Source organism: Oceanobacillus sojae (genome assembly GCF_900162665.1).
GTDB classification, from domain to species: Bacteria; Bacillota; Bacilli; order Bacillales; family Amphibacillaceae; genus Oceanobacillus; species Oceanobacillus sojae_A.
The window spans coordinates 861640-881336 of the sequence record NZ_LT727812.1; the positions used below are offsets into that span (position 1 = coordinate 861640).

Annotated in this window: 22 protein-coding genes, 1 pseudogene and 1 other annotated feature (1 of these 24 running past the window's edge); of the genes and pseudogenes, 5 read left to right on the plus strand and 18 right to left on the minus strand. The window is 37.3% G+C overall.

Features of this window, described 5'->3' with window-relative positions:
- Positions 1-675, minus strand: a sequence feature (most likely nonfunctional fraction of RNA operon) (it extends 2655 nt beyond the left edge of the window).
- A 1003-nt stretch (positions 676-1678) separates the two neighbouring features.
- On the minus strand, positions 1679-2560 hold the full coding sequence (locus BN1068_RS15175) for a nucleotidyltransferase-like protein (RefSeq protein ID WP_077603672.1): 882 nt from the start codon (positions 2558-2560) through the stop codon (positions 1679-1681).
- A 246-nt stretch (positions 2561-2806) separates the two neighbouring features.
- Between BN1068_RS15175 and BN1068_RS15180 the strand changes: the two genes are divergently transcribed.
- Complete coding sequence (locus BN1068_RS15180; protein WP_077603673.1) at positions 2807-3178, plus strand: YgzB family protein; 372 nt, start codon at positions 2807-2809, stop codon at positions 3176-3178.
- Between the two features lie 262 nt (positions 3179-3440).
- Here BN1068_RS15180 and perR read toward each other — a convergent pair whose 3' ends face one another.
- The 4 genes from perR to BN1068_RS15200 form a co-directional block, all read right to left on the minus strand.
- Positions 3441-3881 (minus strand): peroxide-responsive transcriptional repressor PerR, encoded by a 441-nt coding sequence (gene perR, locus BN1068_RS15185; RefSeq protein WP_077603674.1) that lies wholly within the window; start codon positions 3879-3881, stop codon positions 3441-3443.
- A gap of 98 nt (positions 3882-3979) precedes the next feature.
- On the minus strand, positions 3980-4537 hold the full coding sequence (locus BN1068_RS15190) for a cob(I)yrinic acid a,c-diamide adenosyltransferase (RefSeq protein ID WP_077603675.1): 558 nt from the start codon (positions 4535-4537) through the stop codon (positions 3980-3982).
- A 27-nt stretch (positions 4538-4564) separates the two neighbouring features.
- Positions 4565-5038: a thioredoxin-dependent thiol peroxidase gene (gene bcp / locus BN1068_RS15195; RefSeq protein ID WP_077603676.1), complete on the minus strand. Its 474-nt coding sequence runs from the start codon at positions 5036-5038 to the stop codon at positions 4565-4567.
- Positions 5039-5100: 62 nt separating this feature from the next.
- Entirely contained in the window at positions 5101-5535 is a 435-nt protein-coding gene (locus tag BN1068_RS15200) for a potassium channel family protein (RefSeq protein ID WP_077603677.1), read from the minus strand.
- 346 nt (positions 5536-5881) lie between these two features.
- Between BN1068_RS15200 and BN1068_RS15205 the strand changes: the two genes are divergently transcribed.
- Complete coding sequence (locus BN1068_RS15205; RefSeq protein WP_077603678.1) at positions 5882-7180, plus strand: glutamate-1-semialdehyde 2,1-aminomutase; 1299 nt, start codon at positions 5882-5884, stop codon at positions 7178-7180.
- Between the two features lie 69 nt (positions 7181-7249).
- Here the strand turns inward: BN1068_RS15205 and BN1068_RS24315 are convergent, their stop codons facing one another.
- From BN1068_RS24315 to mutY, 6 genes and pseudogenes are all read right to left on the minus strand, one after another.
- Positions 7250-7648, minus strand: a complete 399-nt coding sequence (locus tag BN1068_RS24315) for a GNAT family N-acetyltransferase (RefSeq protein ID WP_077603679.1) — start codon at positions 7646-7648, stop codon at positions 7250-7252.
- Complete coding sequence (locus tag BN1068_RS23710) at positions 7608-7763, minus strand: hypothetical protein (protein ID WP_175637163.1); 156 nt, start codon at positions 7761-7763, stop codon at positions 7608-7610. Before BN1068_RS23710 ends, BN1068_RS24315 begins: the two co-directional genes overlap by 41 nt.
- Positions 7764-7817: 54 nt before the next feature.
- Complete coding sequence (locus BN1068_RS15215) at positions 7818-9566, minus strand: ABC transporter ATP-binding protein (protein WP_077603680.1); 1749 nt, start codon at positions 9564-9566, stop codon at positions 7818-7820.
- Between the two features lie 178 nt (positions 9567-9744).
- A complete protein-coding gene (ntdP, locus tag BN1068_RS15220; protein ID WP_077603681.1) occupies positions 9745-10278 on the minus strand; it encodes a nucleoside tri-diphosphate phosphatase in 534 nt (177 codons plus the stop codon).
- A 371-nt stretch (positions 10279-10649) separates the two neighbouring features.
- Positions 10650-10814, minus strand: a pseudogene (locus BN1068_RS15225) (gamma-type small acid-soluble spore protein); the annotation flags it as partial.
- A 168-nt stretch (positions 10815-10982) separates the two neighbouring features.
- The gene (mutY, locus tag BN1068_RS15230; protein WP_077603683.1) at positions 10983-12065 is read right to left on the minus strand and encodes an A/G-specific adenine glycosylase; all 1083 of its coding nucleotides are present in this window, start codon (positions 12063-12065) and stop codon (positions 10983-10985) included.
- 72 nt (positions 12066-12137) lie between these two features.
- On the opposite strand from mutY, the gene BN1068_RS15235 reads away from it, so the two are divergent.
- Positions 12138-13127 (plus strand): metal-dependent hydrolase, encoded by a 990-nt coding sequence (locus BN1068_RS15235; protein WP_077603684.1) that lies wholly within the window; start codon positions 12138-12140, stop codon positions 13125-13127.
- A 148-nt stretch (positions 13128-13275) separates the two neighbouring features.
- On the opposite strand, the gene BN1068_RS15240 is transcribed toward BN1068_RS15235, so the two are convergent.
- Entirely contained in the window at positions 13276-13608 is a 333-nt protein-coding gene (locus BN1068_RS15240; RefSeq protein ID WP_077603685.1) for a YfhH family protein, read from the minus strand.
- 60 nt (positions 13609-13668) lie between these two features.
- Positions 13669-14490, minus strand: coding sequence for a recombination regulator RecX (recX, locus tag BN1068_RS15245; protein ID WP_368483285.1), 822 nt, complete (start codon positions 14488-14490; stop codon positions 13669-13671).
- An 81-nt stretch (positions 14491-14571) separates the two neighbouring features.
- On the opposite strand from recX, the gene BN1068_RS15250 reads away from it, so the two are divergent.
- Positions 14572-15465, plus strand: coding sequence for a TIGR01777 family oxidoreductase (locus BN1068_RS15250; protein WP_077603686.1), 894 nt, complete (start codon positions 14572-14574; stop codon positions 15463-15465).
- A 106-nt stretch (positions 15466-15571) separates the two neighbouring features.
- Here the strand turns inward: BN1068_RS15250 and BN1068_RS23715 are convergent, their stop codons facing one another.
- Both BN1068_RS23715 and BN1068_RS15255 read right to left on the minus strand, forming a co-directional pair.
- A complete protein-coding gene (locus tag BN1068_RS23715) occupies positions 15572-15709 on the minus strand; it encodes a hypothetical protein (protein WP_175637164.1) in 138 nt (45 codons plus the stop codon).
- Between the two features lie 27 nt (positions 15710-15736).
- On the minus strand, positions 15737-16381 hold the full coding sequence (locus tag BN1068_RS15255) for an Rpn family recombination-promoting nuclease/putative transposase (RefSeq protein WP_077603687.1): 645 nt from the start codon (positions 16379-16381) through the stop codon (positions 15737-15739).
- A gap of 509 nt (positions 16382-16890) precedes the next feature.
- Here BN1068_RS15255 and BN1068_RS15260 point away from each other — a divergent pair.
- Positions 16891-17454, plus strand: a complete 564-nt coding sequence (locus tag BN1068_RS15260; RefSeq protein WP_077603688.1) for a GNAT family N-acetyltransferase — start codon at positions 16891-16893, stop codon at positions 17452-17454.
- 72 nt (positions 17455-17526) lie between these two features.
- On the opposite strand, the gene BN1068_RS15265 is transcribed toward BN1068_RS15260, so the two are convergent.
- From BN1068_RS15265 to BN1068_RS15275, 3 genes are all read right to left on the minus strand, one after another.
- Entirely contained in the window at positions 17527-17706 is a 180-nt protein-coding gene (locus BN1068_RS15265) for a type II toxin-antitoxin system antitoxin (RefSeq protein ID WP_077603689.1), read from the minus strand.
- Between the two features lie 12 nt (positions 17707-17718).
- A complete protein-coding gene (locus BN1068_RS15270) occupies positions 17719-18564 on the minus strand; it encodes an SPFH domain-containing protein (protein WP_077603690.1) in 846 nt (281 codons plus the stop codon).
- A 74-nt stretch (positions 18565-18638) separates the two neighbouring features.
- Positions 18639-19517, minus strand: coding sequence for a ComEC/Rec2 family competence protein (locus BN1068_RS15275; protein ID WP_254846786.1), 879 nt, complete (start codon positions 19515-19517; stop codon positions 18639-18641).
- Positions 19518-19697 lie beyond the last annotated feature (180 nt).

Sequence of the window (19697 nt, forward strand, 5' to 3'; positions counted from 1 at the left end):
TCTTTCCGTTTCGCTCGCCGCTACTCAGGAAATCGATTTTTCTTTCTCTTCCTCCAGGTACTGAGATGTTTCAGTTCCCCGGGTCTGCCTCATCTACCCTATGTATTCAGATAGATGTCCTGTNACCGCGGCTGCTGGCACGTAGTTAGCCGTGGCTTTCTGGTCGGGTACCGTCAAGGTACGATCAGTTACTATCATACTTGTTCTTCCCCGACAACAGAGTTTTACGATCCGAAAACCTTCATCACTCACGCGGCGTTGCTCCGTCAGACTTTCGTCCATTGCGGAAGATTCCCTACTGCTGCCTCCCGTAGGAGTCTGGGCCGTGTCTCAGTCCCAGTGTGGCCGATCACCCTCTCAGGTCGGCTACGCATCGTCGCCTTGGTGAGCCGTTACCTCACCAACTAGCTAATGCGCCGCAGGCCCATCTGTAAGTGACAGCAAAAACCGCCTTTCAACTTATCATCAGGAGATCATAAGTATTATCCGGTATTAGCTCGCGTTTCCGCGAGTTATCCCAGTCTTACAGGCAGGTTGCCTACGTGTTACTCACCCGTCCGCCGCTCGTTCCACGAACGTCCCTCCGAAGAGTTCTGTCCGCTTCCCGCGCTCGACTTGCATGTATTAGGCACGCCGCCAGCGTTCGTCCTGAGCCAAGATCAAACTCTCCATAAAAGTGTTTGTATTCTTTAGCTTTCAGAAGTCAACTTCTGACTTAAATATTCAAGAAAAACGAGGTGTTTTTCTTCTTTCGTACTGGTTGTTTTGTTCAGTTTTCAAAGAGCAATTTCTTTGTCGCCTTATCTCAAGCAGCGACTTTATTAATATAACATAAATCAAAGTTTGTTGTCAACTTCTTTTTTTATATTTTATTAACTGAGCGCTTGCTCGAATCAGCAACGAGATTAACTTTACCATGCTAAAAAAAGAAAGTCAACGATTATTTTAAAATTTGTTAAAAGCAAATTTCAGACCCATTAGAGTTCACCTTGAAACAGCGCCTTAGACAAAAGAGATACAATAATGTAAAACATTAGTATATCAACTTTTCTTAAGTTTCTGTACTTCATATACAAACATGAAGAATACCATTCTAAAGGCATTAGTTATTTTTAATACGCCTTTTTATTTTCTTTCTTTCACAGGCGATAATTCCCTTAAGATACTTGCATAAAAAATTTATTACTATTTAAAATTTCCACTCTAATCATAAAAAGTTTATACCAAGAGTTAAATATCCCCCTATTATTTCAAATAAAATAATATACATCCGTTTTTTAATTATAGATATATTTTGAAGCTTCACTGTGTACAGTAAAAAATGTAGGTTCGATATAAATTAAAATCTGACCCTTTTCACATATTATTATCGCAAAGTATTTGCTGCTATTTTTAAAATAAATTTTCTCTATGCGTGTCATAAAAAGAGACTTCCTTCTAATACAGTTTCAGTTATTCTCCCCTCCAAAAGGAGAAATAAAGTTCTCTACTATATATAATTTGCTGAATTTACTTTTCTCCCTAAAATCATCTTCTATAAGTAATAACTGAAACCTGCTGCAGTTATAATAACATAATTACAAAGCAGAAACCAAAAATTACTTATTCTACAATTTCACAAAAATTGTAGGATAAGTAATTTGATTTCCCTCCAAAGCTTCCGTTTCAGATACCATTATCATACTTCCTCTAGTTCCTTCACCTTATACATTCTCTGAAATACATCCGGATTTTTAGTAGGAAGCAGTTTCATATCAATAATATCCTTTTCTTCTAAATAAGATACAATCGCATGTAAATCTAAGGTATAGTGTTCTATCTCTGGTAAAGCTTTAATAGAAGCATATGACCAATAGCCATCTTCTTTACTTAATAAATTTAACAGATGGGCCGAGGCAGACTCTGCTTTATTCAGCATGACAAAATCCATTGCAATCAGCATTAATTCAATTCTCTTTTCTAAATTCTCTGTGCTGTCCATCAATTTTTCATATAGTTTGTATACTTCTAAATCAATGTTCTTTACCTGATTCCACACAGTTACTTCCGGATAATAGCCTTGATCAACAACAGATAATCTCGCTAAATAGTGCAGAGCATTTAAAATTTTACTATAAGAATCCATAACCTCTCTTGATTCATATAACGCTTTTCCTTCACTAAAGTTTTTCAGCAGCTTTCCGAAATCAATTATCTTTCTAAGTGTACGTTTATCCTCTGGAAAAGATTGAAGCTCATCCTTTAATCCTTTTATAAACTCATTTCTGTCATAAGCTTTTCTTCCATAAATAACCCATTCTGCTGCACGCCTGTAACCGCTTGTATCAATCCAATCCATCAGAATTGATTTCGTTACAATATGCATAGCAACCGTCTGCCCATTTATTTCATAATGTTTTACAAACCAATCCACTTCTTGGTTTTCGACAATAATCAGTAAAATGCTATCAAATTCATCCGTAATCGGACGATCAAATTGCGTTTTCTCAACAACTAGTATTCCTAATGTATTTGGATTACTCGCATGCTCTTGATAAATCATTCTTTGAAAATTTTCCATGTTAACAGTTGCCTCCCTGTTTTTCCTCTAATTAAACATAATTCTATATATACTTTTAAAAAACCTTTTTTGAGCTATAGGAAAGTATAAAAATTTAATGTAGGATAGTAATCATAATCCCGTTATCTGTCCAAGATAGGTGTTCAATCCCATGCCGTTTTAAGGCTTGAATTGCAAAGTTTTCTTTAATATTCATTCTTCTAATATTCTATGATATACTAAATTTGAATCTTAAGGGGGATTTAAATGGCACAACAAATAACTTACTCAAGTAAAATAAATAAAATCCGTACCTTTGCCTTAATCCTTGTGTTCGCTGGTATCTTAGTAATGTATGGTGGAATTATGGTTCGCCGCATTGAATGGTTAATGCTTATCCTGTTTATAATAGGTGTACTGATGATTGTACTTAGCTGCGTTGTATACATATGGATTGGCACCTTATCCTTAAGAGCAGTTCCTGTTATATGTCCAAACTGTGAAAAGCCTACAAAAATGCTGGGCCGGGTAGATGCCTGTATGCACTGCAAAGAACCGCTGACATTAGATAAGAATCTAGAAGGTAAGGAATTCGACGAACGGTATAATCATCGCAAATTCCGTGAAGAAAATAAATAATTAAAAAGCACCATGCCTGCGTGAGATAGATTTTCACTTTAGGTATGATGCTTTTTTGATAATAATTGAAAAGCTTGTATTCACTTGTTTTTTAGCAAGTCTGAAGTTCCTTATACTTACTTATACTCAATATATTTAAATTTTAGTTCGCAAAAAAGCCAAAATATTAAGCCATTGCTATAAAACAAAAAAATGACTGGAGATAGTATAAAAGCCTAAATAAATACTATCTCCAGTCATTTTTTACATATTAATATGTCTCTTATTTTGCCGCGTGCTGCTCCTTGCAGGCATTGCATGTACCATAAACTTCCAGACGGTGATGACTGACATCAAAGCCTGTTACCTGCTCCGCAAGCGATTCTACTTCATCTAATGAAGGGTAATGAAAATCAACAATCTTTCCACACTGATTACAAATGATATGATAATGATCTGACGTATTACAATCAAACCTGCTTGAGGAATCTCCATAAGTGAGTTCTCTGACCAGCCCGATATCTTTTAACACACGCAAATTATTATATACTGTTGCGACACTCATATTTGGAAACTTTCCTTCAAGTGCTTTATATATATCATCCGCAGTCGGGTGAACCATTGAATTAAGCAAATACTCCAGTACGGCGTGTCGTTGTGGTGTAATGCGGACGCCTGACTGCTTTAATGTATCAATTGCTTGCCGTAATTTATCTTCAGACACCCTAAACACCTCTCTTCCCAATTAATAAAATTATTAGATTATAATTCTTATAATTAGTTTATCGCCCTGTGTGCATAATGTCAATTAATTCACGTAAATCAAACATCGGCGTGAAGATGCTTTTCTTCTCCTCCTAATTGCTGGTTTACATATCTGGCAGCAACAAATAAATAATCTGATAACCGGTTCAAATAACCGAAAACAAGCTTATTCTCTACTTCATCTTCCAAACCAACTGTTAAACGCTCTGCCCTTCTGGCAACTGTGCGTGCATGATGCAAAGCACTGGCTGCCCGATGGCCTGATGGAAGAATAAAATTCTTCAACGGTTCAAGAGATTTATCCCATTCATCAATTTGTTTTTCCATCTCATCAATATGCTTTTGTTCAAGCTTCCAATAAACTTCTTTATCTTTTGGCGTGGATAATTCAGCACCAACATGAAAAAGAATTGTCTGTACACGTTGTAACTGGTCAAGAAATGCAAGCTTACCATCCCAATTTGTTTCTTCAATATAACTTGTCACCAAGCCAATGCTTGAATTCACTTCATCACAGGTCCCATACGCTTCCACTCTTAAATGATTTTTCGGTACACGCTGACCATAAACCAGCGATGTCTGACCTTTATCTCCAGACCTTGTATAGATTCGCATGCTATTTCATCCCCAATCCTGAAATACTTAGTCCTCATTATTTTCCTTTAAATAATTTAAAGCATCCAGCACATGATCTTTCACTTGGACCTTTCGATACTCTTTGACAAGATTTCCTTCTTTATCAAGAATAAATGTGGAACGTTCAATACCATAGTATTCTTTCCCAAAATTTTTCTTCAGCTTCCATACTCCAAATTGATCGGCTACCTGATGATCTTCATCTGAAAGTAAAGTAAATGGCAAATCATGCTTATCTATAAATTTTTGATGACGTGCTTCCGGATCCGGACTGATTCCAACAATTACTGCATCCAACTCAGCAAAGCTTTCATGATGATCTCTGAAGTCACATGCTTCTGTCGTGCACCCCGGTGTCATATCCTTTGGATAAAAATATAAAACAACGTACTTTCCTTTAAAATCAGATAAGCTTACGTTTTCACCGTCCTGATTTGGTAATGTAAAATCATTTACTTTTGTTCCTAATTCAATTGACATCTAATCCCTCCATTTAATGAATACTGCTTCTCTCTTAAATATAGCATATCGCTGGATCAGATTCATTTATCACTGTCTCTGCTGCTGATTTGTACCACTTTTAATACAAAAGCAGCCGGCAGAATATATCCAATCAATGCTTCAGAAATTGCAATAATCCTCCCAATACCAACCGGTGCCAGGTCACCATAGCCAAGTGTCAGTATAGTTACGCCGCTAAAATAGATGGAATGGACTACTGATCCCCATATAGTTACCTCTCTGAGTTCTCCATGCTCTACGATTACAATCCCTTGAAATGATAAAATAAAGTAGATCAAACCATAACCGACCATTGTAATGCAATAAACAACAAGCATTGCTATAAAAATTTCTAAAGAAAAATGCCCTTCCTTCATTTGTAAATGTGAATGAATTGATTTATATTGAATAAAATCATAGATGCTTTTGCCGATTAAAACCATAACCAGGATAAAAAATATCCAAGGGATAGCCATTTCTTTTACTCCTTCCAAATAATCTTTTCTATGGAACGGCTGCTAACAATGAACTTAAAGGTAAATACGGTATACGATTAACAAGCCCTCCGATATCGTAAGAGGTAACTTTACACCCTCCCAAATCCAGCTTCAGATCTCTTCATCTTTAAACAGTCACTCTTCACTATTTAATATATATGCGGAAATTGAAACAGTTTGTACAAGTTTTCCATTCATTTTTTTGTTATATTAGTAATTGGGGTGAAAATAAACAGAGAAAATCTGCTTTTTACCTTTTTTAGATGAACTTGTAAGGTGACGGTCAGATACTTTACAGGTTGGGCAGAATGAGGAGGAAAACGAAATGAAATTTACAAATTCTGAAAAGCTGCATGAGGAAGCTTTACAACATATTGTCGGCGGAGTTAATTCTCCATCCCGCTCCTATAAAGCTGTTGGCGGAGGATCTCCTGTATATATGAAAAGAGGTCAGGGAGCCTATTTCTGGGATGTAGATGATAATAAATATATTGACTATTTAGCTGCATACGGGCCAATCATAACTGGTCACGCACATCCGCATATTGCAAAAGCAATTGCTGAGGCAGCAACAACCGGGGTTCTTTACGGAACACCTACTGAACTTGAGAATACATTTGCAAAAATGCTAAAGGAAGCCATGCCTTCATTAGAAAGGGTTCGTTTTAATAATTCAGGTACAGAGGCTGTGATGACTACCATTCGTGTAGCCCGCGCCTATACAAACCGGACAAAAATCATTAAATTTGCCGGATGCTATCATGGACACTTTGATGCTGTATTGGTTGAGGCGGGATCTGGACCATCAACACTGGGTACACCAGATTCAGCAGGTGTTCCTGCTTCCAGTGCGGCAGAGGTAATTACCGTTCCATTTAATAATTTAAAAGCTTTTAAAGAAGCATTAAAAGCCTGGGAAGGTGAAATTGCAGCTGTAATTGTTGAACCGATTGTAGGTAACTTCGGAATCGTAGAACCTTTTGAAGGATTCTTAGAAGAAGTAAATGAACTTACCCACCGCGCCGGTGCGCTTGTCATTTATGATGAGGTGATTACTGCATTCCGTTTCACTTATGGAAGTGCACAACAGCTCTACAATATTGAGCCGGACTTAACAGCAATGGGTAAAATTATTGGCGGCGGCCTGCCAATTGGCGCTTACGGCGGTCGAAAGGATATCATGGAACAGGTTGCGCCACTCGGGCCAGCTTACCAGGCAGGAACTATGTCGGGAAATCCTGCTTCTATGGCCGCGGGGATTGCCTGCTTAGAGGTTTTAAGAGAAGACGGTGTATATGAAGAATTAGAACGACTCGGAAAACGTCTGGAAGAAGGTATTCTGGAAAAAGCAGAAGAAAATAATATTCATATTACAATTAATCGTCTCCGTGGAGCTCTAACTGTATACTTTGGAGTCGACAAAGTCACAAACTACAGAGAGGCCGAAGCTTCAGATGGGGAAGCCTTCGCAACGTTCTTCCAGCTTATGCTGAGAGAAGGCATTAACCTGGCACCTTCTAAATACGAAGCCTGGTTCTTAACAACAGAGCATACAGATTCTGATATCGAAAATACAATTGATGCAGTCGGCCGTGTATTTGCAGAAATGGCAGAAAATCAATAATAAAGATAACACACTAAAATGTCTTCTGGGGATATAGACTATATCCCCAGAAGACATTTCTTGTATTTGTTAAGTTAATGGAATCCAAAATCTTCGAGTTATATTTCCTTTCTCGTCTTTAAAAGAATCCCCCTCCACTCCCCCACAATTCATAATAACTTTAGCAGAGAAATGATTTTTTTGATTACAGGTTATGAGAGCTTCATGAACTTTCATCTTTTTTAAATAGACTAAGGAATACTCTAATATTTTTGTTGCATATCCTTTATTTCGTTCATTTGGGGCTACCCCATAGCCTATATGTCCACCAATTTCTTTTAATCCTTCATTTAACTCATGCCTAATATTAGAAGCACCAACAATCTCATTTCCAACGAATAGGAAATATGTAGAATTAGGAACAAAATTGTGATTGAAATCAGCTTGTTTACTGGAAAAGATATTTAATAAAATGCTGATAGTTATTATAACGCTGTATTTCTGTAGCTGTTGGAATGACTGTTTCTTCTTTTAAATGCCATTGATTAATATAACGGTAAAAAGCTGCTTCATCTTCTGATTTCAACTCTCGAAAAGTTTGCATCAAAACCCTCCCTTGTAGTTTTATACAAAAAGGAGGAAAAGAGAGATCCTCTCCCTATTCCTCCAAGTTCTGAATCTGATACAAATCATAATAATGTCCACGGAGCCGCATTAATTCTTCATGAGATCCTATTTCTACAATTTCTCCGTTTTCAACGACAACAATACGATTTGCATGGGTAATTGTTGCCAGTCGGTGAGCAACGATAAAGGTGGTCCTATCAGAAGCAAGCTTTTCCAGTGTTTCCTGAATAAGGTGCTCACTTTCTAAATCCAGTGCGGATGTTGCCTCATCAAAAATCAAGATTGGCGGATTTTTTAAGAATACGCGCGCAATTGCAATCCGCTGCTTCTGTCCACCCGATAATTTCACACCGCGTTCTCCAACCATCGTTTCGTAAGCCTCCGGCATTTCATTAATAAAGTCATCGGCATTTGCTGCTTTTGCTGCACTGATAACTTCCTCATCTGTTGCATCCGGGTTACCCATGCGAATATTTGTAGCAATCGATTCGGAGAACAGAATATTATCCTGGAGCACCATTCCAATATTGTCACGCAGTGAACGTGCTTTCATATCTCTTAAATCCATTCCATCAATTTCAATGGAACCACCAGTCACATCATAGAAACGGGGAATCAGACTGATTAATGTTGATTTTCCTCCTCCGCTCATTCCGACAAAGGCAATAGTTTCCCCTTTTTGAACGTGAAGATCGATATCTTTGAGCACAGGCTCTGTATCCTCATCATATTGAAAAGAGACCTGGTTAAAGGTTACTTTTCCTTGCAGCCTTCCAGGATCAACTGCATCTTTTTTGTCGGTAATATCATAGGGCTCATTCATTAATTCAAATACCCGGTCAATAGACGCAATTGATTGTACTAAGGTTGTAGAGGAGTTAATAAGACGGCGTAACGGACTGTAAACTCTCTCCATATACCCGACAAAGGCTACCATTGTACCAAGCGATGTATTGCCCATAACGACCTGATAGCCTGCAAAAGCTATAACTAATAACGGTGCCAAATCAGTAATTGTATTTGTAACTGCAAAAGTTCTGGCGTTCCAATCTGTATGCTTTAAAGCCCGATCCAGAAAATGGCTGTTTCTCTTTTCAAACTGCTCATCCTCATAATCCTCCAGCGCAAAGCTTCTTGTCACCGGTACGCCTTGAATGCGCTCATGTAAATGGCCCTGCACTTCCGCTAAGGCCTGTGATCTTTCTCTTGTTAATCGCCGTAAGCGTCCAAAAAAGAATTTAACAGAAATCCCGAATAACGGGAATAAAATAATTGATACGAAGGTAAGTGGTACGTCCATTGTAAACATAATAATAATTGCTATTAAAATGGTTGTTACGTCCAGCCAAATATTCATCAGCCCTGTCATAACAAAATTTTTCGTTTGCTCCACGTCATTGATTACTCTGGAAATGATTTCACCTGTTTTTGTCTGCGAATAAAATTTCAGGCTTAATTTTTGAAGGTGGTCGAATAATTTTCCTCTGATATCAAAAAGAATTTTATTTCCTACCCATTGAGCCAGATATTGCCGGATATATTCAACCGGCGGGCGGACAATTAAAAATACGACAAAAGAAATCCCCATTATCCAGAATAAGCGTGTTATCTTTTCTGACTGGGTAAAGTCCTCTACCGTGATAATATCATCAATAACAAATTTCAAAATTAACGGCATCAATAATGGAATACCAAATTTAATAACACCGATAAGTAATGTCCATATTATTTTCCATTTATATGGTTTTACGAATTGCATATACTGCTTAATACTGCTCATTTATCATCTTCCTCTGCTTGAAAGGTATTACGGAATATGTTCGTCATTTCACATCCATTCTCTAAAATGCAATATAAAAAATCCTTGCCACTCCATCTCGTAACAAGGATACCCTTTTATTCATTCTAATTGCAATTAAATCGCTTTGAAGTTTTTTCACGTCTCTGTACTCTTCAGCTTAGTGGTATGTTAAGTACATTTCATACCAGTCATCAACGAATCCCGGGGAAAATGGACCTTTTCCCTGACGAATCCAATGAATTAAGACATCTAACTGCTGGTAAAGAATGCGGTCAATTTCTTCCGGATAATGCATTAAAGCTTTATTTTCTTCATACTCATCTTCATCAAGGAGATGAAAAGTCATATCTGGAAATACCTTCACGTCCAGATCATAGTCAATATACTTCAAAGCTTCATCCTTTTCATCATAGACAAACGGGGAGCTGAGGTTGCAGTAATAGTGTATTCCATCATCCCGGAGCATGCCAATAATATTAAACCAGTGTCTCGCATCAAAATAACAAATAGCAGGCTCTCTCGTCATCCATGAATGACCGTCGCTCTCAATAACCTTTGTACGATCATTTGCCCCAATTATAACACTTTCCGTCCCTTTTAATACCACACTATTTTTCCAGACTCTATGAAGTTGTCCACTATGCTTATAACTTTGTATCATCATTTTCGAACCAGCGTTTGGAGAAACCATCCAAAATCTCCCTCTCCATTTTCATACAGTGATTTATGTATTATGTTTTATTATAAGCCTTCAGCTTAAAAAGTTAAAGGATAACTCCTTTTTAATTGAAATGCTTCTGTTTATTACAATCATTTTTAGGATGTAAAATTATAGAGATGCTGTTTTTTTGATGTGACAGCAGCTGATAACTGCCGTGCATGAAATGTATTATGCAGGAAATTATTCTCGTCTATATCCATTATTAATGCATTTGCATAAAGTATTCATATGTTCAAATGATAATCGTATTTCGGGGATACCTTTTTATAAATAAACATTTATTAAATGATTAAAAGGGTTTCCGTATTTGGAAACCCTTTTTTTGGGTAAAACAGATGTTATTGCTTATTTTGTTGAGATTGTTGATTTTGTTTTTTCACTTGCTGTGCATCTGTTTCTGAAGCAAACTCAGTACCATATTGTCCTTGAGCTGCTTGTTGGTTTTGTTTTCTTACTTCAGCTGCGTTAGTTTTTGCAGGATTTTGTTGGTTTTGTTTTTTAGCCATCAATATCACCTCCGCAATAATTAATGTTTCCCGAAGCGTCTTTCTTTATCCAAACTTTTTTAAGAAATATTTTTAACAACTATTTAACCCCGGAAAACAAAGCATTACAGACGCTTTCTTGATGATGTGAATTTTTAACAGGCTTCATAATTAACATGATGCCAGCATTCATAATTTATTTTTTTCTAAAAATGGAATCATTTTTTGATGTGGAACCGGAAAAGGATATTCCTTCAGCTCTTCTATGGAAACAAATTTTAACCGGCTGTCCGATACAGTTTCCTGATTTGTTATTGCTTTTCGGACATCTACATTCCAAATTATATGGGAAAAAACATGCTTAATAGCCGTGCATGAACCTTTTATCTCCGCATCTATCCCATAATTTTCTAAAAGCCAGCCATGCCAATCATTTTCAACAATTTCATCTGCAGGTATCATTGGAAATTGCCATAATCCAGCCAGCAATCCAGAATCCGGTCTTTTTTCAATAATATATTTCCCTTCTTTATTTTGGATAAGTAGCGCAACATATTTCATTTTCTTCTGTTTTTTTGCTTTCTTTTTGACCGGAAGGCTTTCCTGTACTCCTTCCACATACGCCTGACAGTGTTCCATCACAGGACAAAACATGCATAAAGGCTGTTTTGGTGTACAAATTGTCGCTCCTAAATCCATAATGGCCTGATTAAAAGAGGATGGATCTTCCTTTGAAATCATTTCTCCCACATAGTATTCGAATAATTTTTTTGTGGAGCTTAGCGAAATATCTTCTTCAATATGTAAAACCCGGGAAAAAACACGCATCACATTGCCGTCTACTGCCGGTATCGGCTGGTTATAAGCAATCGAAAGAATTGCTCCTTTTGTATATGGTCCTATTCCCTTTAAGCTGCCGAGCTGCTTCGGATCATCGGGAATTTTTCCGTCATATGCTTCCACAACTTCACGTACTGCTGTTTGTAAATTTCTTGCGCGGGAATAATAACCTAAGCCTTCCCATTGCTTTAAAACATCCTGCTGCTCTGCTTCAGCTAATTCATATACAGTTGGATATTTCTCCATAAACCGATTAAAATAAGGGATAACCGTATCTACTTTCGTTTGCTGCAGCATAATTTCCGATACCCAGACGCGATAAGCATTATTATTTTCACGCCAGGGCAGATTTCGTTTATTTTCTTCATACCATCTGAGCAGGTCTTCTTGAAAAGCTGAAATATTTATATGTTCTAGCCTTTTATCGTTCATGTTTTCACTTCCTATGTGTTAAAATAGTATTGGATTGCTTTGATGGAAGCAACTTAAGGAGGATATATAGCTATGGATACTGGTACGCATATAGTTATGGGTGTTGCACTGGGCGGTTTGGCAACATTGGACCCTACTGTGCAAAGTAATCCTGCACTATTTCATGCTGTATTAGTTGGAACAGTCGTGGGATCACACGCTCCTGATTTTGATACAATATTTAAATTAAAAAATAACGCAACTTATATAAGACAGCATCGAGGAGCATCTCATTCTCTTCCTGCTATTCTTATGTGGAGTCTGCTCGTATCTGGAGCAATTTATTTATTTGTTCCAGAAGTAAGCTATCTGACTCTTTGGTTATGGACACTGCTGGCTGTGTCTATTCATGTATTTGTCGATTTATTTAATGCGTATGGTACTCAGGCCTTCCGTCCATTCACCAAAAAATGGATTGCAAAAGGGTTTATTAATACATTTGATCCGTACATTTTTTTCCTGAATGTCGCCGGTATCATAGCCTGGGCATTAGGCGCAAATCCGGGTTATACCTGGCTCATTATTTATACGGTCATTGTATTATATTACATTAAACGCTATATGGACAAAAGGGAAATTGTTCAGAAAATCAAAGAATATTTTCCGGATACAGAGGTTGTCGCTACCTCCCCTACACTCAAACAAAATTACTGGCGTGTCGCAGTAACAACCAGCGACCGTTATTATGTAGGCAGCGTTGAAAATCGGCACATCGAGATTGTTGATGAATTTTACCGTGTTCCATTACCTGATACAGATGTTATAAAAGCTGCTAAAAATGATAAAAACATCTCTTCCTTCCTTAATTTTTCTCCAGTGTACCGCTGGGAAATAAATACAGATGAAGATGATGTCACGGAGGTCCGATTTATTGACCTGCGTTATCGCAGCAAAGGATATTATCCATTTGTTGCCGTTGTGAAGCTGGATAAAAATCTGGAAGTAATCACTTCCTATACAGGCTGGATCTTCTCAGAACAGAAGCTTCAAAACAAACTGGTTCCAAGTGACTCAACCCCTTAGCAAGGAAAGGATAAATAACCTCTATATTATCTAAAACCTTTGCAGAAGCTTGTCCTTCGATAAGGACGTTTTTAGCAGAAGTTTCCATTCTCTATATGAAAAAGTAACAACTCAGGTGAAACTTTACATCACCTGAGTTGTTTTTTATTCAGCTTACCTTTTTTCCTAATAAAGAAATTGGCAAAGCTTCTATATCTTCACTTTCTTCATCTAATAAATCAATCCGGTAGCCCCAGGCAAATACCCCGTTAACATAGGATATTTTGAATTTATAGCCTGTTTCCATTTTAAGCTGATAAATTTCCTCTTTTTTAAAATCATCCGGACTCATTGTATATGCAAGAGCTACTTGCATTTTCCGTTCACAGATTTGTACCTCCGAAACATTGCCAAGCTGCTCTGCTTTCTGAGCCTGCTCCTTTAATTTACCAATTTCCTGATGTAATTGTTCAATCGAATAATCACTGTAACGAAATTTCATTCTTCTCCCCCCTGGCTTTCGATTCCTATTGTACCAAAATAATATAGAGTTAACTTGAATTTATTCTTGATTTTCTATATATTCATTCACAAACTGCTGGATTCTATCAAAATGGAAGCCTTTTCTGTACAATCCTTCCATTACTTTTTGCTTCAGCTGGAAGCCTTCATATTTTTTCACATGCTTCTGGTACAGCTTTTCTCCCTGGAATTTCAAGGCTTCCCATTCCTGATCTGCATTCTCCTCCTGATTCATCGTCTGAATAGCCTCAAGAACAAGCTGTTGATTAAACCCTTTTTGCAAAATCATATTTTTTGCCTGGTTTATTTGCTTTTGAAAAGAATCCTTCGAGGTTTGCTTTATTTTCTTTCCGAGCAGCTTTTGAATTTTTTCTTTCTGTAATGCAGATGTATATTGTTCCAAAGAATTTGCAGCTGTTTGTCCAACGATTCCCTTTTCAAATAATTCCTGCTCTATGATCTTTGGACCTTTTGAGCTCGTATTCATACGCGAGCGTACAAACATATCTGCAAATTGCTGATCATCGAGGAGTTTTTCCTTCTTTAAGCGCTGCATAATAACAGCAATTTGTTCATCCTCTACCTCTTTTTTCTGCAAATACGTGACAATTTCTTTTTCTGAACGTATTCGATAGCTTAAAAAGTGTATAGTAAGGGTATATACTTTATGGAGATTATCTTGTTCTTTTAGTGTTTTGATGAGCTCATCGTCTAATTCCATTCCCTTTTCCAGCCGGAATTTAATTAGAATATCTTCATCAACACTAAACCCATATTCATCACCAGTTGGTGTACTTAAAAATATATTATAGCGATGCTTCTGTTTTTTTTGAGTTGTTATCCGGGTAATTTTTTTCAACATCTTTCACCTCTCTTAACATCATAGCAAAATTTCCAGCCGTCAGATAATAATAAAAATATAATCAAAGGAGGTTTCTTAATTATGAACATATTAATTACCGGAGCTACGGGATTTTTAGGCAGTAAATTAGCTGTACATCTCGCAGGTCTAAATCATAACTTATATATTCTGACCCGTTCTCCAGAGAAAAGGTCGAATACATCACATATGACTTTTGTGGATTATAATACGACTGTAAACGAACTTCCTCACATAGATGCTGTCATTAATCTCGCTGGTGAATCATTATTTGGATATTGGACAAAGAAAAAGAAAGAAGCCATTCTCACAAGCCGGCTTCGCGTCACCAAATATCTCATTCAGCTGATGAAAGATATGAAGAAGAAGCCAGAGGTATTTATCAGTGGATCAGCGGTGGGTTATTATGGGATGTCAGAGGATTTTATCTATACTGAGGCAACTGCACAGCCCGGGAATGATTTTCTTGCCTCCGTAGCCAGACAATGGGAGCAGGAAGCAAGCGCGGCAGAAAAAATGGGTATCCGTATGGTTTACGCGCGATTTGGTGTACTGCTTGGAAATGACGGCGGCGCCTTTCCGCTTATGTCATTACCTATTAAATTATATACCGGCGGGCATATCAGCGATGGCGAGCAATGGCTATCCTGGATTCACGTAAAGGATGCTGTCAAATTAATCATCTTTTGCCTGGAAAATCATACCTTAAAAGGCCCTATTAATGTAACTGCTCCAACCCCAAAACGAAATAAAGATTTTATGAAAAAAACAGCACAGGTTTATAAACGGCCTAATTGGCTGCATGTACCGGCAGTATTCTTTTATCTGGCTCTGGGGGAAATGTCACTGCTCCTTGTAAAAGGGCAGTATGCGTATCCAGGTAAGGCGCTCGAACACGGATTTACGTTTGATTTTCCTTCCCTTGACCTGACCTTATTGGACCTGAAAAATAATTAAAATAGCGAGTACGGAATGATAGCTTTCTATTACAAAGGCGCATGTCTCCCCTTTTTCCATCAGCATGCTCCTTTGTTAATTTCGCTTTTATTACTTTATTGCTGTTTTATTTTTTATCTTTTTTTGCTTCCTGCAGGATTACATCTAATTGTTTTTCTGTGAATCCAGCTGCGTGCATAATAGCAGTATGCTCCACCCCCTGCTCTAACAAGCGCAGTGCCATCTGTTGAGCGGATTTCTCCAAAGCAGATTCAGCCTCTTTTCTTCTGGTTTATTCTTCCATTTTTGCTCTAATTTCTTGATTCCGCATTTTTATTTCTTGGTTACGTTTCAATATTTCCTGATTCTGCTTCTCCATTTCATATAAACGGAAGATATTATGATAGGCGTCCGTTTCCTTCAACAAATTGAAATGCATGATGTTAATACTGATAACCGGATACAATGCCTTATAATTTTGTCCTTCCTTCAGCTGTTCCGAGAAAATCGGCGACCAGTAATATAAAGCTCTGTTAACCATATTGTACTCATTGTTGATTTGAATTTCTATGTTTACAATTTCTTTATTTTCTGTCTCGATAAGAAGATCCAACCTTGATTTTTTATCCTCTTCATACTCGCCGCCGATTTCAATATTTTGAAAGAAAAGCTGTTTGACCCGACTTCTTCCTGACTTTGTTAAAATCGCATTGAGAAAAACAACTGTAATTTCCTTATTCTTCTCGCTTCGAAACAATTGCTTGAAGGCATAGTCCACTTTTAAATCCATTAGTTGAATATCTTGTATTTGTTCTAATGCTTTCTTTGTTCTACCTTTTCTCTTTTGGTACTTATTATATGACTTTGAGTCTTCCAGAACACATAAAGATGATGTTTCTCGTGAGGAGTATACTTTGCGAAGGTAAATTTGAGGCATAAAAACACATCCTTTTATTTTATTATTATGAGGAAATCTTCTGAGGTGAGATTCTAATTACATTATATAGAGCAAACGTTCCTGTATCAAGTAATTTTTTCTCCTTTATTACTTCGCAGTAATTACTATCTTCTACTTTTTGCATGCTTCGATTGTATCTTACGCTGGCCAACGACTGCTTCTAAGGGTTAAAAAAATCATATAAATTTTAAGCTTTTTTTACAAAAAAACACTTGCATTTTTTCGGGAAAATCATACAATAAAATTATTAAAAATAAATTTGAAAAGAGCTGATTAGCAACCTCTTTCGGTTGTGCAGAGATAAGATTAATTAAATAGGGAAGGCAAATGGTGCGCCACCGGGGTTTCCTGGTTCTAGTGGGTTCGATTCCCACCCCGAATTTTTGTTTCAATGCTACTTTTAAAATAAAAATTCGAGGGTGGGTGACTCACTTACTGCGTTTATTTTGCATGTAAGAATACCCGCCTGGAAAAAGGAGGGTATTTTTATGCTGAAAATGCGTGATTTACTTGAAGTACCTATGTTATTTGAATTTATGATTGACCCTGAAGTGTTTCCATATGTAAGGCAAAAAGCAACAACTGTTGATGAATTCTATTTCCTGACAAAACAAACGATCGAAGCAGAAGACCGGGGCGAATTAATTTCACGGACCATTCTAGATGAATACCAGCAGGCGATTGGCACCATTAACCTATTTGATATAGAAGATAATTATGGTTTTTTAGCTACGTGGCTCGGAAAACCGTATTTTGGTAAAGGCTATAACCGTCAAGCTAAAGATGCCTTCTTTCATGAGCTTTTTACAACCAAAGGGATTGATGGTATCTTTATGAAGGTGCAAAAAAGCAACAAGCGTTCATTGAAAGCCGTTGTAAAGCTTCCCTATGTCACTGTTGCTAATGAGCTGTACGAATCTATGTATGATCGGATTAACGCAGCTTCCGATGAAGCAATGTATGATTTATTCGTAATTACAAAGGAACATTATTTATCCTATCAGCAATTCCAGATGGCAGCTGCTGTTGGCACTGATGAGGAAGTGTCTTAATATAAAAAAATAAGCCTTCAGAAATCAATTATCGATTTCTGAAGGCTTATTTTGAGAGTAAATCATAAATATTTAATCTTCCCCTATTTTCTTATCATGCTTTTTTGGAAGCCTTCCCGCCTTTTTGGCAGACTCTCTAAGCAAGAATTCAACATGACTGTTGACACTCCGGAACTCGTCCTTTGCCCAGCGCTGTAAAATATCATAGAGCTCGGGATCTATACGTAATGGAAAGTTTTTCTTTTTAGCCATAGTAAGCCCTGCTTATTGGTAAAGCGATCCTGTATTGATTACCGGCTGTGTTCCTTGATCAGAGACAATGGCAACCAGCAGATTATTAATCAATGCCACTCTGCGTTCATCATCTAACTCCACCATATTATCTGCTTCCAAGCGGGCTATTGCATCCTGCGCCATACCAACTGCCCCCTGAACAATTTGCTCCCTGGCAGAGATAATTGCACTCGCCTGCTGACGCTGCAGCATTGCCTGGGCAATCTCTGTTGAATAAGCTAAGTGTGTTAACCGGGCTTCAATTACTTCCACACCAGCGACCTGAAGGCGATCTTGAAGCTCTGCTGTTAACTGGTTGGATACTTCATCTGCATTTCCGCGCAAGGTTAACTCTTCATTAGTAAATGAATCATATGGATATGTTGTCGCTACGGCCCGGATAGCTGTTTCACTTTGAATTTCAATAAAATCCTCGTATTGGTCCACGTCAAAAACTGCTTTTGCTGCATCCACCACTTTAAAAACAACAACTGCTGCTATTTCAATTGGATTTCCGTTCACATCATTTACTTTTAACCGGTTACTGTTAAAGTTACGGACCCTTAAAGAAATTGTTCTGCGCACAGAAAATGGCACAGTTACCAAAATTCCTTCACGACGTACTGTCCCCATATACTTTCCTAAGAAAATAACAACAATGGATTGGTTAGGCTGTACAATCGTTATCCCGCTAATGAGAATAGCTGCGATCAGAATCAGCACAACACCTAAAACAATATACTGTTGATAAATACCGAATATCCCTAAAGCAAGCAATACAATGATTAATCCTATTCCAAGAATGCCATTAATGCTCCAAGCTTTCCGCTCCTGCATGAGATCCTCTCCTTTATATCTTTATCATACTATAATGATATCATTTTTGTATTAAATTGTAAAATGATATATCATCAGCTTACTTGCTCTTCTATAAATTTCTGAATCGGATTCATTTTAGGATTTACCATTATTGTATCGCCATCTGTTTCAATTGTAATACTGTCCAGCGCTGCCGTAGAATAAATCCGTGCATCTATTTCATTTAAATGGTCAATAACGCGGGAAACAGGATGTCCATAGTTATTATCTTTACTGTAGGTTAAAACAGCAATTTCAGGGTCTACTGCTTTCAGAAAAGCCAACGAGGAGCTTGTATTTGAACCATGATGTCCTATTTTAATCACTTCTGCATTTACATTATGCTTTTTCTGTATCTCCTTTTCTTCCTTTTTACCGACATCGCCCATAAGAAGCATATCTGTTTCTCCATAATTCAGCTTTAATACCAGAGAGGATGCATTAGGAGAGGTTAATGGCTGTGCAGCATTCCAAATGTCCAAAGAAATGGTCGGGTCTATTTCAATTGGTGTCTCCTTTTCAGCAATTGTAAACGGGATTTGTAAATCACGGATACGATTCATATAAGAAGCAAAGGTCTTTGTCGGATGAAGCTTTCCTGTATCAATAACACTCCCAACCTCCAATTCATCTAATACATTTACTAAGCCGCCAATATGATCGATATCCGGATGTGTCGCAATCATTAAATCAATTTCATTAATCCGCAGCGCTTTTATATAGTTAACGACAGCATTACCAGCTTCCGGAGGCCCGCCGTCAATTAAAATAGTCCGATCTAAAGGGGTTTCGATTAAAATACTGTCTCCTTGACCGACATTAATAAAATGCACCTTCAGCGCAGGCATTTCCTGTTCCGCATGAACAGGTGAAGAGTGATGTATACAAACAACTGTCAGCAGTAATAAAAAAATAAAACCTCTTTTCCACAAACTTCAAACACCTCCCCTTCTTTTTTGTTAGTGTAAACAAAATAAAAGAATGCTATGAGGAAAGATGATTGGAAATTGTTGAAAAAAGGTTTTATCAGCTTCTTGTAAATCAGTTTAAAAATTGTTGAATCAAATAAACCTATATACGAATAATTATTCATTTTTAAATCAAAATAAAGA

Excerpts from the sequence above, each read along its gene's own strand:
- BN1068_RS15175 (WP_077603672.1), bottom strand. The coding sequence starts at position 2,560 with ATGGAAAATTTTCAAAGAATGATTTATCAAGAGCATGCGAGTAATCCA.
- BN1068_RS15180 (WP_077603673.1), top strand. The coding sequence starts at position 2,807 with ATGGCACAACAAATAACTTACTCAAGTAAAATAAATAAAATCCGTACC.
- BN1068_RS15190 (WP_077603675.1), bottom strand. The coding sequence starts at position 4,537 with ATGCGAATCTATACAAGGTCTGGAGATAAAGGTCAGACATCGCTGGTT.
- bcp (WP_077603676.1), bottom strand. The coding sequence starts at position 5,038 with ATGTCAATTGAATTAGGAACAAAAGTAAATGATTTTACATTACCAAAT.
- BN1068_RS15200 (WP_077603677.1), bottom strand. The coding sequence starts at position 5,535 with ATGGCTATCCCTTGGATATTTTTTATCCTGGTTATGGTTTTAATCGGC.
- BN1068_RS15205 (WP_077603678.1), top strand. The coding sequence starts at position 5,882 with ATGAAATTTACAAATTCTGAAAAGCTGCATGAGGAAGCTTTACAACAT.
- BN1068_RS23710 (WP_175637163.1), bottom strand. The coding sequence starts at position 7,763 with ATGCAAACTTTTCGAGAGTTGAAATCAGAAGATGAAGCAGCTTTTTAC.
- BN1068_RS15215 (WP_077603680.1), bottom strand. The coding sequence starts at position 9,566 with ATGAGCAGTATTAAGCAGTATATGCAATTCGTAAAACCATATAAATGG.
- ntdP (WP_077603681.1), bottom strand. The coding sequence starts at position 10,278 with ATGGTTTCTCCAAACGCTGGTTCGAAAATGATGATACAAAGTTATAAG.
- mutY (WP_077603683.1), bottom strand. The coding sequence starts at position 12,065 with ATGAACGATAAAAGGCTAGAACATATAAATATTTCAGCTTTTCAAGAA.
- BN1068_RS15235 (WP_077603684.1), top strand. The coding sequence starts at position 12,138 with ATGGATACTGGTACGCATATAGTTATGGGTGTTGCACTGGGCGGTTTG.
- BN1068_RS15240 (WP_077603685.1), bottom strand. The coding sequence starts at position 13,608 with ATGAAATTTCGTTACAGTGATTATTCGATTGAACAATTACATCAGGAA.
- recX (WP_368483285.1), bottom strand. The coding sequence starts at position 14,490 with ATGTTGAAAAAAATTACCCGGATAACAACTCAAAAAAAACAGAAGCAT.
- BN1068_RS15250 (WP_077603686.1), top strand. The coding sequence starts at position 14,572 with ATGAACATATTAATTACCGGAGCTACGGGATTTTTAGGCAGTAAATTA.
- BN1068_RS15255 (WP_077603687.1), bottom strand. The coding sequence starts at position 16,381 with ATGCCTCAAATTTACCTTCGCAAAGTATACTCCTCACGAGAAACATCA.
- BN1068_RS15260 (WP_077603688.1), top strand. The coding sequence starts at position 16,891 with ATGCTGAAAATGCGTGATTTACTTGAAGTACCTATGTTATTTGAATTT.
- BN1068_RS15265 (WP_077603689.1), bottom strand. The coding sequence starts at position 17,706 with ATGGCTAAAAAGAAAAACTTTCCATTACGTATAGATCCCGAGCTCTAT.
- BN1068_RS15270 (WP_077603690.1), bottom strand. The coding sequence starts at position 18,564 with ATGCAGGAGCGGAAAGCTTGGAGCATTAATGGCATTCTTGGAATAGGA.